Raw genomic sequence first — 13377 nt, 5'->3', positions numbered from 1 at the left:
GGGGCCGGCGAGAGCGCCGGGGCGTCGTCAGTGGTGCAGGATCTTGGACAGGAAGTCCTTGGCACGGTCGCTGCGCGGGTTGCTGAAGAACTGGTCCGGCACAGCCTCTTCGACGATTCGCCCGTCCGCCATGAACACCACACGATTGGCGGCCGAACGGGCGAAACCCATCTCATGGGTGACGACGATCATGGTCATGCCGTCCCGGGCGAGCTGCTGCATGACCTCCAGCACCTCGTTGATCATTTCCGGGTCCAGGGCCGAGGTCGGCTCGTCGAAGAGCATGACCTTCGGGTCCATCGCCAGGGCGCGCGCGATGGCCACGCGCTGCTGCTGTCCGCCGGAGAGCTGGGCCGGGTACTTGTCCGCCTGGTTGGCGACACCCACCCGGTCGAGCAGACCGCGGGCCTTTTCCTCGGCCTTCTTCTTGTCGGTCTTGCGGACCTTGACCTGGCCCAGCATGACGTTCTCGAGCACGGTCTTGTGCGCGAAGAGATTGAACGACTGGAAGACCATGCCGACGTCGGCACGCAGCCGGGCCAGCTCCTTGCCCTCGGCGGGCAGCGGCTTGCCGTCGATGGCGATCGTCCCGGAGTCGATCGTCTCCAGGCGGTTGATGGCGCGGCACAGGGTGGACTTGCCGGACCCGGAGGGCCCGATGACCACGACGACCTCGCCGCGGGCGATCGTCAGGTCGATGTCCTGGAGCACGTGCAACGCGCCGAAATGCTTGTTGACACTCTTCAGGACGACCAGGTCGCCGGTCGCAGCCACGTCTTCCTTGGCCACCGATACTTCGGTCATCGCTCTCGAGCTCCGTCCTCCTCGGTTTCGGAGGACACTAATAACCGTATCCGACCTGCGTCATTAGTCCTGAGGGGAATTTGAGCATCACGATCCGGTAGCAATCAGACACGTGTCGTAGCCCCGGAGACCTGGGCGCGTACCGGGTGGGTAACGACAAGCTCCGCGCAACCGGAACCCACTTGACGGGGTCCGCGTCCATCAGCGTGACTGCCAGGGTGCACGCGCGCGCGTGCACGCTTCGTGTGTAGTGAGGTCACCCGTACGGCCGATGAACAGGAGGGGGACGGGATGAGACTGCTCCTTGTCGAGGACGACAACCATGTCGCCGCCGCTCTCTCCGCGATCCTGGCGCGGCACGGCTTCGACGTCACCCACGCGCGCAGCGGCGAGGAGGCCCTGCAGGCGCTCGTCCCCGAGGGCGCCGGCTTCGGCGTCGTCCTGCTCGACCTGGGCCTGCCCGACCAGGACGGCTACGAGGTCTGCGGCAAGATCCGCAAGCGCACCAGCACCCCGGTGATCATGGTCACCGCCCGCTCCGACGTCCGCTCCCGCATCCACGGCCTCAACCTCGGCGCCGACGACTACGTGGTCAAGCCGTACGACACCGGCGAGCTGCTGGCCCGTATCCACGCCGTCAGCCGGCGCTCCGTCCACGAGGACCCCGCGGCCGGCGGCGAGGCCGTGCTGCGCCTGGGCCCGGTGCACATCGAACTGCCCACCCGGCAGGTCAGCGTGGACGGCTCGGTCGTCCAGCTGACCCGCAAGGAGTTCGATCTGCTGGCCCTGCTCGCCCAGCGGCCCGGCGTGGTCTTCCGCCGGGAGCAGATCATCAGCGAGGTGTGGCGGACCAGCTGGGAGGGGACCGGACGCACCCTGGAGGTCCATGTGGCGTCCCTCAGGGCCAAGCTGCGGATGCCGGCCCTGATCGAGACCGTGCGCGGGGTCGGCTACCGGCTCGTCGCCCCGGCCGCCTAGCGGGTACGGGTGCGCACACGACTCCTCCCGCTGCTGATCATCCTGATGGCGGCGGTACTGCTGGCGCTCGGGGTCCCCCTCGCGGTGAGCCTGGCCGCTGCCCAGCAGCAGAAGGTGGTCGTCGACCGGATCGACGACACGGCGTACTTCGCTGCCATGGCCCGGTCCGCCATGGACGCCCCGGAGGGCCCGCGCGACGAGGGCCGCACCCTGAGCCGGGAGCTGGAGAGCTACCACGACGTCTACGGCATCCGGGCCGGAGTCTTCCTGCCCGATGAGGCCGTCCTGGCCAACGCGCCGAAGACCTGGCTCCTGCCCGGCTCCGGCGAGGTGCGCGACGCCTTCGAGGAGGCGCTGCTCAGCCGGCGCAGCCACGACCCGCGGCAGGTGTGGCCCTGGCAGCGCAACCGCCTGGTCGTCGCCTCCCCGGTGGTCCGGGACGGCGATGTCGTCGCGGTCGTCGTCACCGACTCGCCCACCGGGCAGATGCGCTCGCGCATTCAGCGCGGCTGGCTGGTCATCGCCGCGGGCGAGGTCGCCGCGATGCTGCTCGCCGTCGGTGCCGCGCTGCGGCTCACCGGCTGGGTGCTCAGACCCGTACGCGTCCTGGACGCCACCACCCACGCCATCGCCAGCGGCGCCCTGAAGTCCCGGGTCGCGGCGGCCGGAGGCCCGCCGGAACTCCAGCGCCTGGCGCGGTCGTTCAACGAGATGGCGGACAACGTCGAGGGCGTCCTGGAGCAGCAGCGCGCCTTCGTCGCCGACGCCTCGCACCAGCTGCGCAACCCGCTCGCGGCGCTGCTGCTGCGGATCGAGCTGCTCGCCTTCGAACTGCCCGAGGGCAATCAGGAGATCGCCTCGGTCCAGGCCGAGGGCAAGCGTCTCGCCCAGGTCCTGGACGACCTGCTCGACCTTGCGCTCGCCGAGCACACCGCGGCCGACCTGCGGCTCACCGACATCGGCGCGCTGACCGCCGAGCGGGTCGCCGCCTGGTCGCCGACGGCCGCGGCCAAGGGGGTCGAGTTGTCCGGGGACTGCCCGGCCACCACCGCCTGGGTCGACCCGGTGGCGCTGTCGTCCGCGTTGGACGCGGTGATCGACAACGCCGTGAAGTTCACCCCGCGGGGCGAGCGGGTCGAGGTGGCGGTCGCGTCCAACGGCGACAGCGCCACCGTCGTGGTCGCCGACCACGGGCCCGGGCTGACCGACGAGGAACTGGTCCGCATCGGCGACCGCTTCTGGCGCAGCGGCCGCCATCAGAACGTCAAGGGTTCCGGCCTGGGCCTGTCCATCTCCCGGGCGCTGCTCTCGGCGGGCGGCGGGTCGATCGCGTACGGCCATCGCGCGCCGCACGGTCTGAAGGTGACGGTGCGGGTGCCGCGCAGCGAGCCTACGGCTTGACCGAGTGGTAGTAACGCCGGGCGCCCTCGTGCAGCGGCAGGGGGTCGGTGTAGATCGCGGTGCGTACGTCGACCAGTTGCGCCGAGTGGACGTGCGCACCGATGCCGTCCCGGCTGTCCAGGACGGTTCGGGTCAGCCACTCGGTGAGCCGGGGGTCCAGGTCCTCGCGGGTCACCAGCAGGTTGGAGACGGCCATGGTCGCGACCGTGGAGCCGTTCTGAATGGTCTCGTAGGCCGATTCCGGCATGTTGGTGGCCCGGTAGTAGCGGGTGGCGCCGCCCTGCTCGTGCACCCGGGCGACCATCGAGGACTCGATGGGCACGAACCGGAAGGCGGAGGTCTCGGCCACCTCCCGCAGCCCGCGCGTGGGCAGGCCGCCGGACCAGAAGAACGCGTCGAGACCGGACCCCAGCCGCTTCGGTCCGGTGTCGATGCCGTCGGAGCGGGGCGTGATGTCCTTCGCCGGGTCGATGCCCGCCGCCTGCAGCACCCGGTTGGCGATCAGCCGCACACCCGACTTCGGCAGCCCTATGGCCACCCGCTTGCCCCGCAGGTCCGCGACGGACTCGATGTCGGAGTCCTGCGGGACGACCAGCTGGACGTAGTCGTCGTACAGCCGCGCCACTCCGCGCAGCAGGTGCGCGTTGGCGCCGCCCTCGGTCTCGTAGGTGTCGACCGCGTCGGCCGCGGCGATGGTGACGTCGGCATCCCCGGTCGCCACACTGCGCACGTTCGCCAGGGAGCCGGCGCTCGTCTCCAGCTTGACCGTCAGGCCCGGCATGTCCTTGGCGAGCTCCTTCTGGAGCCGCTCGCCGTACTCGTGGTACACCCCGGCCTCGGTGCCCGTGCTGAAGGTGATCGTCCCGCTCGGCGGGTCCTCGCCCAGCGGCAGCACCCACCACAGCAGCAGCCCGAGCGCGACGAAGCCGGCGACCGCGCCCTGAAGGGCCCGGCGCCTGCCGAGAGAGGGGAACAGCGTGGGCATGCGGGCGATACTGCCAGGCCCTTCACCTCCCTGACCAGGGGCGGCGCCCCGCGGCCGCCGATCGGGCGCCGTTACACGTCGGCCACCGGGGCCTCCGTTTCCTCGTACCGCCGGGCTTCCTGCCGCTTGCGCAGCGCCGGCCCGCGTGCCGTCCACCAGGTCGCCACCGGTTCCGTGAACCGTGCCGTGAGCGGGCCGACGATCACCAGGATGAGGACGTAGGCGGTGGCCAGGGGCCCCAGCGACGGTTCGATGCCCGCGCTCACCGCCAGGCCCGCGATGACGATCGAGAACTCGCCGCGGGCCACCAGGGCACCGCCCGCGCGCCAGCGGCCCTTGACGGAGATGCCCGCCCGGCGTGCCGCCCAGTACCCCGTGGCGATCTTCGTCGCCGCCGTCACCACCGCGAGCGCGAGGGCGGGCAGCAGCACCGGGGGGATGCTCGCCGGATTCGTGTGGAGGCCGAAGAAGACGAAGAACACCGCGGCGAACAGGTCCCGCAACGGGCTGAGCAGCGTGTGCGCGCCCTCCGCCACCTCCCCGGACAGGGCGATGCCCACCAGGAACGCGCCCACCGCCGCCGACACCTGGAGCTGCTGCGCCACACCCGCGACCAGGATGGTCAGCCCCAGCACCACCAGCAGCAGCTTCTCCGGGTCGTCGCTGGAGACGAACCGGGAGATGACCCGGCCGTAGCGGACCGCGACGAAGAGGACGAGTCCCGCCGCGCCCAGCGCGACGGCCAGCGTGACACTGCCCGCCAGCAGCCCCGCCCCGGCGACCAGGGCCGTCACGATGGGCAGGTACACCGCCATCGCCAGGTCCTCCAGGACCAGCACGCTGAGGATCACCGGTGTCTCGCGGTTGCCGATCCGGCCCAGGTCGCCCAGGACCTTCGCGATGACACCGGAGGAGGAGATCCAGGTGACGCCCCCCAGCACCACGGCCGCCACCGGACCCCAGCCGAGCATGAGGGCCGCCGCCGCCCCCGGGACGGCGTTGAGCGCGCCGTCGACGAGGCCGGCTGGGTAGTGGGCCTTAAGGTTGGTGACGAGATCGCCGGCCGTGTACTCCAGGCCCAGCATCAGCAGCAGCAGGATGACGCCGATCTCCGCGCCCGCGGCGATGAACTCCTCGCTCGCCCCGAGCGGCAGCAGCCCGCCCTCGCCGAAGGCCAGCCCGGCGAGCAGGTACAGCGGGATCGGCGAGAGCCGGAAGCGGGCGGCGGCCCGGCCGAGCAGACCCAGCCCGAGGATGATCGAACCGAACTCGATGAGCAGGATGCCGGAGTGCACCGGTTCACTCCCGCCCGAGTATCGACGCGGCGGCGTCCACGCCCTCGCGGGTGCCGATGACGATCAGGGTGTCACCGCCCACCAGCCGGAAGTCCGGTGCCGGGGACGGGATCGCCTCGGCCCGGCGCAGCACCGCCACCACGGAGGCGCCCGTCTCGGTGCGCATCCGGGTGTCGCCGAGCAGCCGTCCGTTCCAGCGCGAGGTCGCGGCCACCTCGATCCGCTCGGCGACCAGGCCCAGATCGGTGGTGTAGAGCAGGCTCGCGCTGTGGTGGGACGGCTTCAGCGCGTCGATCAGCGAGTCCGCCTCGGCACCGGTCAGCCGCAGCGACTGCAGGCACGAGTCGGGATCGTCGGCCCGGTACACGTTCACCGTGCGGCTGCCGTCGCGGTGCGCCACCACGGACAGATGGCGGTGTTCCCGTGTCACGAGGTCGTACTGGACCCCGATGCCGGGCAGCGGCGTCGCCCTCAGGCGTGGAGCTGACACGTTTCTTCCCCTTGCCGGTCGTGATCGTCTCGATGGCTCGGTCGGCATGCTGCCAGGCCCCCGTACGGTGGCGATATGGGTGTCGTCACGGATATACGCGATCGGACTCGAGCATCGACGCTGGTGACAGCCGTGCCCCGGAGAGCCGGAAGGAGCCGGAACGCGCCCGTGTCCCTGTTCTGGCGGATCTTCTCGCTCAACGCCGCGGGCCTGGTCGTGGCCGCGGCGCTGCTGCTGGGTCCGGTCACCGTCTCGACGCCCGTGCTGCCCGCCGAGGCCCTGGTGGTCGTCGCTGGCCTCGCGCTGCTGCTGGCCGGCAACGCCGTGGTGCTGCGCCTCGGGCTCGCCCCGCTGGCCCGGCTCGGCCGTGCCATGGCCGCCGCCGACCTGCTGCGGCCCGGCGCCCGCGCGGTGGTCGCGGGACCGGCCGAGACGGCCGAGCTGATCACGACGTACAACACGATGCTCGACCGGTTGCAGAGCGAACGGGCCGCCGGGGCCGCCCGGGCGCTGTCCGCGCAGGAGCGCGAGCGCCACCGGATCGCGCGGGAGCTGCACGACGAGGTCGGCCAGACGCTGACCGCCGTGCTGCTCCAGCTCAAGCGGGTCGCCGACCGGGTGCCCGGGGAGCTGCGCGAGGACGTCGGCCAGGCGCAGGAGGCCACCCGGGCCGGCCTCGACGAGATCCGGCGCATCGCCCGCCGGCTGCGCCCCGGCGTCCTGGAGGAACTCGGCCTGGTCAGCGCCCTGCGCTCGCTCGCCGCCGAGTTCACCACGCACGGCCTGACCGTCCGCCACCAGATCCCCGCCGACCTGCCCCCGCTCACCGAGGAGGCCGAACTCGTGCTCTACCGGGTCGCCCAGGAGGGCCTGACCAACACCGCCCGCCACGCCGGCGCCGACCGCGCGGAGATCACGCTCAGCCCTGCCCCCTACGGCGTCGAACTCGTCGTACGAGACAACGGCAAGGGCGTCGGGGACGCCCCCGAGGGCGCCGGGATCGGCGGGATGCGGGAGCGGGCGCTGCTGGTGGGGGCGGAACTGGCCGTGGGGCCGGGACCGGAAGGCGGTACCGAGCTACGGCTGCGGGTGCCGGCCGGGGCCGCGGGAGGCCGCTGATGCCGATCCGGGTGCTCCTGGCCGACGACCACACCCTCGTGCGCCGGGGCGTGCGGCTCATCCTGGACGGCGAACCGGACCTGGAGGTCGTCGCCGAGGCCGCCGACGGTGCCGAGGCGGTGGCCCTGGCCCGGTCCGGCGAGGTCGATCTGGCGGTGCTGGACATCGCCATGCCCCGCACGACCGGCCTCCAGGCGGCCAGGGAACTCTCCCGGCGCCTGCCGGACCTGCGGATCCTGATCCTCACCATGTACGACAACGAGCAGTACTTCTTCGAGGCGCTGAAGGCGGGCGCGGGCGGGTACGTCCTCAAGTCCGTCGCCGACCGCGATCTCGTCGAGGCCTGCCGGGCGGTCGTACGCGATGAACCGTTCATCTACCCCGGGGCCGAACGCGCCCTGGTGCGCTCGTACCTGGAGCGGCTGCGCGGGGGTGACCGGCTGCCGGAGCGGCCCGTCACCGAGCGCGAGGAGGAGATCCTCAAACTGGTCGCCGAGGGCCACACCTCCAAGGAGATCGGGGAACTGCTCTTCATCAGCGCCAAGACCGTCGAGCGGCACCGCGCCAACCTGCTGCACAAGCTCGGCGTGCGGGACCGGCTGGAGCTGACCCGGTACGCGATACGGGCCGGGCTGATCGAGCCCTGAGGCGGCGGCCGGGAAGGGCGCTCCCGGCGCGCCCTTACTCTTGTGGCATGAGCAGCATCGACCGGAGCCACGCCGTGGACGTCAAGCGAACGTATGAGGTGCGCACCTACGGGTGCCAGATGAACGTCCACGACTCCGAGCGATTGTCCGGACTGCTGGAGGAGGCCGGTTACGTCCGCGCCCCCGAGGGTGCCGACGGCGATGCCGACGTCGTCGTCTTCAACACCTGCGCCGTCCGCGAGAACGCCGACAACCGGCTCTACGGCAACCTCGGGCGCCTCGCGCCGAGGAAGGCCTCGCGGCCCGGGATGCAGATCGCGGTCGGCGGCTGCCTGGCCCAGAAGGACCGCGACACCATCGTGCGGAAGGCGCCCTGGGTGGACGTCGTCTTCGGCACGCACAACATCGGCAAGCTGCCCGTCCTGCTGGAGCGCGCCCGCGTGCAGGAGGAGGCGCAGGTCGAGATCGCCGAGTCGCTGGAGGCGTTCCCGTCGACCCTGCCGACCCGGCGCGAGAGCGCCTACGCGGCCTGGGTGTCGATCTCCGTCGGCTGCAACAACACCTGCACCTTCTGCATCGTCCCGGCCCTGCGCGGCAAGGAGAAGGACCGCCGGCCCGGCGACATCCTCGCCGAGGTCGAGGCGCTGGTCGCCGAGGGCGTCTCGGAGATCACGCTGCTCGGCCAGAACGTCAACGCCTACGGCAGCGACATCGGCGACCGCGAGGCCTTCAGCAAGCTGCTGCGGGCCTGCGGGACCATCGAGGGCCTGGAGCGGGTCCGCTTCACCTCGCCGCACCCGCGCGACTTCACGGACGACGTGATCGCGGCGATGGCGGAGACCCCGAACGTGATGCCGCAGCTGCACATGCCGCTGCAGTCCGGTTCGGACACGGTCCTGAAGGCGATGCGCCGCTCGTACCGGCAGGAGCGCTACCTCGGGATCATCGAGAAGGTGCGGGCCGCGATCCCGCACGCCGCGATCACCACCGACATCATCGTGGGCTTCCCCGGCGAGACCGAGGAGGACTTCGAGCAGACGATGCACGTGGTCCGCGAGGCCCGCTTTGCGCAGGCGTTCACCTTCCAGTACTCCAAGCGCCCCGGCACCCCGGCCGCGACCATGGAGAACCAGATCCCCAAGGAGGTCGTCCAGGCGCGCTACGAGCGTCTCGTCGCCCTTCAGGAGGAGATCTCCTGGGAGGAGAACAAGAAGCAGGTCGGCCGCACCCTGGAGCTGATGGTCGCCGAGGGCGAGGGCCGCAAGGACGGCGCCACCCACCGTCTCTCCGGCCGTGCCGCCGACAACCGCCTGGTCCACTTCACCAAGCCGGACCAGGAGGTCCGCCCCGGTGACGTGGTCACGGTCGAGATCACCTACGCCGCCCCCCACCACCTCCTGGCCGAGGGCGACGTCCTCTCCGTGCGCCGCACGCGCGCGGGCGACGCCTGGGAGAAGCGCACCGCCGCGGCGGCGGCCAAGCCGGCCGGCGTGATGCTGGGCCTGCCGACGGTCGGCGCCCCGGAGCCGCTGCCGGTGGCCACCGGCGGCTGCGCCCTCGACTGACGCCCGCGGTCGCGCGGGGTTACGCTGCCGATCATGCTCGTTGCCGCCGCCGTCTGCCCCTGTCCGCCCCTGCTCGTGCCCGAGGTCGCCTCGGGCGCCGCGCCCGAGCTGGACGCCGTGCGTGCCGCGTGTGCGGACGCGCTCGGCGTGTCGGCCGCCGCGCGGCCCGACCGGCTGCTGGTCGTCGGGCCCGCCGGGGAGGAAGGGCTCGGGACGTTCCCGGAGGGGTCGCGGGGCTCCTTCCGGGGCTTCGGCGTCGAGGTCGGCGTACAGCTGGGCAGGGCCGGCGGGTCCGCGCGTGAGCTGCCGCCTTCGCTGGCGGTGGCGGCCTGGCTGCTGGAGCGGGTCGGGTGGGCCGACGCCCCGGTCGAGGGACTGGGGGTGGGGGAACCCCTGGCCGCCGAGCGGTGTATCGAAACGGGAAGGGGGATCGCCGCGGGCCCGGACCGGGTGGCGATGCTGGTGATGGGCGACGCCAGCGCCTGCCGCACGCTCAAGGCACCTGGCTACCTCGACGAGCGCGCGGAACCCTTCGACGCCGCCGTCGCGCGGGCGCTGGGCGCGGCGGACCTGAGCGCGCTCAAGGCGCTGGACGCCGGGCTGGCGTACGAGCTCAAGGCGTCCGGACGGGCGCCCTGGCAGGTGCTCGCGGGCGCCGCGGAGGGCGCCGGGCTGTCCGGGACGCTGCTGCACGAGAGCGCGCCGTACGGGGTGGGGTATCTCGTCGCGGCCTGGTCGTGCCGTGTCGCTCTGATCAGGTGGTCGGAGGCGGCGTGCCGGGCGGGGTGCTCGGCGGCGTGTGCGGCGGGGTGGCCGGCGGCGTCGTGCCGCCGCCCATGCCGGTCCCGGTGCCGCCCATGCCGGTGCCCGGGGCGCCCTCGTCCTTGTGCGCGAGTCGGTCCACGGCGCCCTTGGCCTTGCCCGAGCCCTTCTGGATCTTGTCGCTGTACTTGCCCTTGGTCTTCTCGTCGACGACCTTGGCGGCCTTGTCCAGACCGTGCTGGACCTTGTCGCCGTGCTGCTGGGCGAGGTCGGACACCTTGCCCTTGGCCGGTCCGAGCTTGGCCTTCAAATTGTCCAGGAGACCCATCGTTCGCCTTCCCACGCGGGATCGTCAGCTGCGGGCGCTCTCGCCGGCCTCTCGCTCGGCCGCCTCGTCGGCGGACTGCTGCTTGGGGATCTCGACGCCGTCGGCCGGCCCGGACCCGACGGCCTCCGTCGCCGTCGCCTCCTGCGGAGCCCCGGCCTCGGTGCCGGCCGACCCCTTCGCCTCGGTGGCCTCCAGCGGCTGAGCCGTCTGCTCCGCCTCGGACCCGGCCGCGGTGGTGCCGGCTCCCGCCTCGGCGGCCGACGTCTCCTCCGACGCCTTCGACCTCCGGAGAAGCCGTGCCAAAACGCCCATATCAACTCCATACGTTACTCGTGCGGGCGAACTCCCGCGTCGTCCGGTGCGTCCGTTTGCGTCGCCCGGATCACCGCCTCTCGGGGACCGGCGGCGCGAACCACGCAACTGGCAACGACGCCTGATCCGCACCGTCACGTAACTCGTTCGAGGCCACCCCGTGAGGTTTGCGAGACTGGGGCGGTGAGCAGCGCACCCCCCGCCCCCCGCGTCATCGCCGTCGTCGGCGCCACTGCGGCCGGAAAGTCCGATCTGGGCGTCTTCCTGGCCCAGCGGCTCGGCGGCGAGGTCGTCAACGCCGACTCCATGCAGCTGTACCGAGGGATGGACATCGGCACCGCCAAGCTGACGCCCGAGGAGCGGTCCGGCGTCCCGCACCACCTGCTGGACATCTGGGACGTCACCGTCACCGCCTCGGTCGCCGAGTACCAGCGGCTCGCCCGCGCGCGCATCGACGCGCTGCTCGCCGAAGGGCGCTGGCCGATCCTGGTCGGCGGCTCCGGCCTGTACGTCCGCGGCGCCGTCGACAACCTGGAGTTCCCCGGCACCGATCCCGAGGTCAGGGCCCGGCTGGAGGAGGAGCTCACGCTGCGCGGCCCGGGCGCGCTGCACGCCCGCCTGGCCGCCGCCGACCCCGACGCCGCGCACGCGATCCTGCCCAGCAACGGCCGCCGGATCGTCCGCGCCCTCGAGGTGATCGAGATCACCGGCCAGCCCTTCACCGCCAACCTCCCGGGCCACGACTCGGTCTACGACACCGTCCAGATCGGCGTCGGCGTCGCCCGGCCCGAACTCGACGAGCGCATCGCCCGCCGCGTCGACCGCATGTGGGACGCGGGACTCGTCGAGGAGGTGCGCGCACTGGAGGCGCAAGGGTTGCGCGAGGGGCGTACGGCCTCCCGCGCGCTCGGCTACCAGCAGGTCCTCGCGGCGCTCGCCGGGGAGTGCACCCTGGAAGAGGCCCGCGCCGAGACCGTACGAGCCACCAAACGCTTCGCGCGCCGCCAGGATTCATGGTTCAGGCGCGACCCCCGGGTGCACTGGCTGAGTGGGGCTGCGGCGGATGTCACAGAACTTCCGCACCTCGCACTGGCGTTGGTCGAACGACCGGTTACAGCCTGATCACGTCCTGGCATCGGGACGCTCCGGCCGTCATCGTGGCCTCCGGCGCCGTGCCATCATCGAGCTTCGATCGACCAAGTGGAGTCCGAGTTGGGAGGGCGCGTGGCGATGGAGGCCGGCCCTCGCGACACCGCACAAGGCACCGAACCCGTCACCAGTGACCGGGGCGAACCGGAGCAGGACGGCGACCGTCTGAGTCCGGACGGACCCGACGACACCCAGGGCGGGGTGACCGCCGACGGCCCCGAGCCGGAGGAGATGTTCACCAGCGGCCCCGAGGTCGAGGTCGAGCTGCGCCCGCAGCGCCGGCTGCGCATCTGGCAGCTCGCGCCCATCGTCTCGCTGGCCGCCGTCGGCTCCCTGATGTTCGCGTTCCCGCTCGCCTTCGACTTCGGCGACAGCGGCGCGGTGATCGCCATGCTGGGCCTGCTGATCTGCTCGTGCGCCGCGGGCTGGGGCATGATGGCGGCGCGCCGCGTGGGGTACACCTGGCCCGGCCTGCCGCAGCGCGGCTCGGGCAGGCGCCCGGACTGGCGGGTGGTGCTGGCGTACGTGCTCGTCGTGGGCGTGGTCGTGGTGCTGGCCGTGTGGCGCGTGGCGAGACTGCGCTGACCGGGCTTCGGGCACTGTCGGCGGCGCCCCGTACGATCGAGGCATGAGCACGCGGATCGCCTTCCTCAAGGGTCACGGCACCGAGAACGACTTCGTGATCGTCCCGGACCCCGAGAACGCCGTCGACCTGCCCCCCTCCGCCGTCGCCGCCCTGTGCGACCGGCGCGCGGGCATCGGCGGTGACGGCCTGCTGCACGTCGTGCGCTCCGCCGCCCACCCCGAGGCCAAGGACATGGCGGCCGAGGCGGAGTGGTTCATGGACTACCGCAACGGCGACGGCTCCATCGCCGAGATGTGCGGCAACGGCGTCCGCGTCTTCGCCCGCTACCTCCAGCGCGCCGGACACGTCACCGAGGGAGACCTCGCGATCGCCACCCGCGGGGGCGTCAAGCGCGTGCACCTCGCCCAGGACGGGGACGTCACGGTCGGCATGGGCAAGGCGCTCCTGCCCGAAGGCGACGTCACGGTGAGCGTCGGCGAGCGCAGCTGGCCCGCGCGGAACGTGAACATGGGCAACCCGCACGCCGTGGCCTTCGTGGAGGACCTCGCCCACGCCGGTGACCTGCACTCCGCCCCGCCGTTCCGTCCGGCGTCGGCCTACCCGGACGGGGTGAACATCGAGTTCGTCGTCGACCGCGGCCACCGGCACGTCGCCCTGCGGGTGCACGAACGCGGCGCCGGCGAGACCCGCTCCTGCGGCACGGGCGCGTGCGCGGTCGCCGTGGCCGCGGCCCGCCGGGACGGCGCCGACCCCGCGGTCACCGGCACCCCGGCGACGTACACCGTCGACGTGCCCGGCGGCACCCTGGTGATCACCGAGCGGCCCGACGGCGAGATCGAGATGACCGGACCCGCGGTGATCGTCGCCGAAGGCACCCTGGACGCCGACTGGCTGGATACGCTCACCCGCTGAGCCGGGCAACGACTTGATATCGGTGTGCCGGGCATCCGGTCGGC

14 protein-coding genes and 1 pseudogene are annotated in these 13377 nt (G+C 72.3%); 9 read left to right on the top strand and 6 right to left on the bottom strand.

The window, feature by feature from the left end:
* Positions 1-27: 27 nt before the first annotated feature.
* Positions 28-804: an amino acid ABC transporter ATP-binding protein gene (locus M8H82_RS32930; protein WP_250078772.1), complete on the bottom strand. Its 777-nt coding sequence runs from the start codon at positions 802-804 to the stop codon at positions 28-30.
* Between the two features lie 291 nt (positions 805-1095).
* On the opposite strand from M8H82_RS32930, the gene M8H82_RS32925 reads away from it, so the two are divergent.
* Both M8H82_RS32925 and M8H82_RS32920 read left to right on the top strand, forming a co-directional pair.
* Positions 1096-1782 (top strand): response regulator transcription factor, encoded by a 687-nt coding sequence (locus M8H82_RS32925; RefSeq protein ID WP_250078771.1) that lies wholly within the window; start codon positions 1096-1098, stop codon positions 1780-1782.
* Between the two features lie 9 nt (positions 1783-1791).
* Positions 1792-3183: a HAMP domain-containing sensor histidine kinase gene (locus M8H82_RS32920; protein ID WP_250078770.1), complete on the top strand. Its 1392-nt coding sequence runs from the start codon at positions 1792-1794 to the stop codon at positions 3181-3183.
* Here the strand turns inward: M8H82_RS32920 and M8H82_RS32915 are convergent.
* The 3 genes from M8H82_RS32915 to M8H82_RS32905 form a co-directional block, all read right to left on the bottom strand.
* Positions 3173-4168 (bottom strand): TAXI family TRAP transporter solute-binding subunit, encoded by a 996-nt coding sequence (locus M8H82_RS32915; protein WP_250078769.1) that lies wholly within the window; start codon positions 4166-4168, stop codon positions 3173-3175. The genes M8H82_RS32920 and M8H82_RS32915 overlap by 11 nt on opposite strands.
* Before the next feature lie 71 nt (positions 4169-4239).
* The gene (locus M8H82_RS32910; protein ID WP_250078768.1) at positions 4240-5463 is read right to left on the bottom strand and encodes a cation:proton antiporter; all 1224 of its coding nucleotides are present in this window, start codon (positions 5461-5463) and stop codon (positions 4240-4242) included.
* A gap of 4 nt (positions 5464-5467) precedes the next feature.
* Positions 5468-5953 carry a TrkA C-terminal domain-containing protein gene (locus tag M8H82_RS32905; protein WP_250078767.1) on the bottom strand — a complete coding sequence of 162 codons (486 nt, stop codon included), beginning with the start codon at positions 5951-5953 and terminating at the stop codon, positions 5468-5470.
* A gap of 168 nt (positions 5954-6121) precedes the next feature.
* On the opposite strand from M8H82_RS32905, the gene M8H82_RS32900 reads away from it, so the two are divergent.
* The 4 genes and pseudogenes from M8H82_RS32900 to M8H82_RS32885 all read left to right on the top strand — a co-directional run.
* A complete protein-coding gene (locus M8H82_RS32900) occupies positions 6122-7072 on the top strand; it encodes a HAMP domain-containing sensor histidine kinase (protein ID WP_250078766.1) in 951 nt (316 codons plus the stop codon).
* The gene (locus M8H82_RS32895) at positions 7072-7719 is read left to right on the top strand and encodes a response regulator transcription factor (protein ID WP_250078765.1); all 648 of its coding nucleotides are present in this window, start codon (positions 7072-7074) and stop codon (positions 7717-7719) included. Before M8H82_RS32900 ends, M8H82_RS32895 begins: the two co-directional genes overlap by 1 nt.
* A 47-nt stretch (positions 7720-7766) precedes the next feature.
* Positions 7767-9284, top strand: a complete 1518-nt coding sequence (miaB, locus tag M8H82_RS32890; protein ID WP_250078764.1) for a tRNA (N6-isopentenyl adenosine(37)-C2)-methylthiotransferase MiaB — start codon at positions 7767-7769, stop codon at positions 9282-9284.
* Positions 9285-9317: 33 nt separating this feature from the next.
* Positions 9318-10022, top strand: a pseudogene (locus M8H82_RS32885) (class III extradiol dioxygenase subunit B-like domain-containing protein); the annotation flags it as partial.
* A gap of 16 nt (positions 10023-10038) precedes the next feature.
* On the opposite strand, the gene M8H82_RS32880 reads toward M8H82_RS32885, so the two are convergent.
* Positions 10039-10374: an antitoxin gene (locus tag M8H82_RS32880; protein WP_250078763.1), complete on the bottom strand. Its 336-nt coding sequence runs from the start codon at positions 10372-10374 to the stop codon at positions 10039-10041.
* A gap of 24 nt (positions 10375-10398) precedes the next feature.
* Positions 10399-10686, bottom strand: a complete 288-nt coding sequence (locus M8H82_RS32875; RefSeq protein WP_250078762.1) for a hypothetical protein — start codon at positions 10684-10686, stop codon at positions 10399-10401.
* A gap of 183 nt (positions 10687-10869) precedes the next feature.
* On the opposite strand from M8H82_RS32875, the gene miaA reads away from it, so the two are divergent.
* The 3 genes from miaA (at position 10870) to dapF (ending at position 13333) form a co-directional block, all read left to right on the top strand.
* Positions 10870-11808, top strand: coding sequence for a tRNA (adenosine(37)-N6)-dimethylallyltransferase MiaA (gene miaA, locus M8H82_RS32870; RefSeq protein ID WP_250078761.1), 939 nt, complete (start codon positions 10870-10872; stop codon positions 11806-11808).
* A gap of 108 nt (positions 11809-11916) precedes the next feature.
* Positions 11917-12420, top strand: coding sequence for a hypothetical protein (locus M8H82_RS32865; RefSeq protein ID WP_250078790.1), 504 nt, complete (start codon positions 11917-11919; stop codon positions 12418-12420).
* Positions 12421-12463: 43 nt separating this feature from the next.
* Entirely contained in the window at positions 12464-13333 is an 870-nt protein-coding gene (gene dapF, locus M8H82_RS32860; protein ID WP_250078760.1) for a diaminopimelate epimerase, read from the top strand.
* Positions 13334-13377 lie beyond the last annotated feature (44 nt).

Source organism: Streptomyces sp. YS415, from assembly GCF_023544665.1.
GTDB lineage: Bacteria > Actinomycetota > Actinomycetes > Streptomycetales > Streptomycetaceae > Streptomyces.
The sequence above is the reverse complement of the archived record's forward strand: the minus strand, read 5'-3'. Positions and strand labels throughout refer to the sequence as shown.

Bases quoted from the DNA above. Each gene is read 5' to 3' on its own strand.
- miaB (WP_250078764.1), top strand. From the start codon at position 7,767: ATGAGCAGCATCGACCGGAGCCACGCCGTGGACGTCAAGCGAACGTAT.
- M8H82_RS32930 (WP_250078772.1), bottom strand. From the start codon at position 804: ATGACCGAAGTATCGGTGGCCAAGGAAGACGTGGCTGCGACCGGCGAC.
- M8H82_RS32865 (WP_250078790.1), top strand. From the start codon at position 11,917: ATGGAGGCCGGCCCTCGCGACACCGCACAAGGCACCGAACCCGTCACC.
- M8H82_RS32875 (WP_250078762.1), bottom strand. From the start codon at position 10,686: ATGGGCGTTTTGGCACGGCTTCTCCGGAGGTCGAAGGCGTCGGAGGAG.
- M8H82_RS32880 (WP_250078763.1), bottom strand. From the start codon at position 10,374: ATGGGTCTCCTGGACAATTTGAAGGCCAAGCTCGGACCGGCCAAGGGC.
- dapF (WP_250078760.1), top strand. From the start codon at position 12,464: ATGAGCACGCGGATCGCCTTCCTCAAGGGTCACGGCACCGAGAACGAC.
- M8H82_RS32915 (WP_250078769.1), bottom strand. From the start codon at position 4,168: ATGCCCACGCTGTTCCCCTCTCTCGGCAGGCGCCGGGCCCTTCAGGGC.
- M8H82_RS32895 (WP_250078765.1), top strand. From the start codon at position 7,072: ATGCCGATCCGGGTGCTCCTGGCCGACGACCACACCCTCGTGCGCCGG.
- M8H82_RS32925 (WP_250078771.1), top strand. From the start codon at position 1,096: ATGAGACTGCTCCTTGTCGAGGACGACAACCATGTCGCCGCCGCTCTC.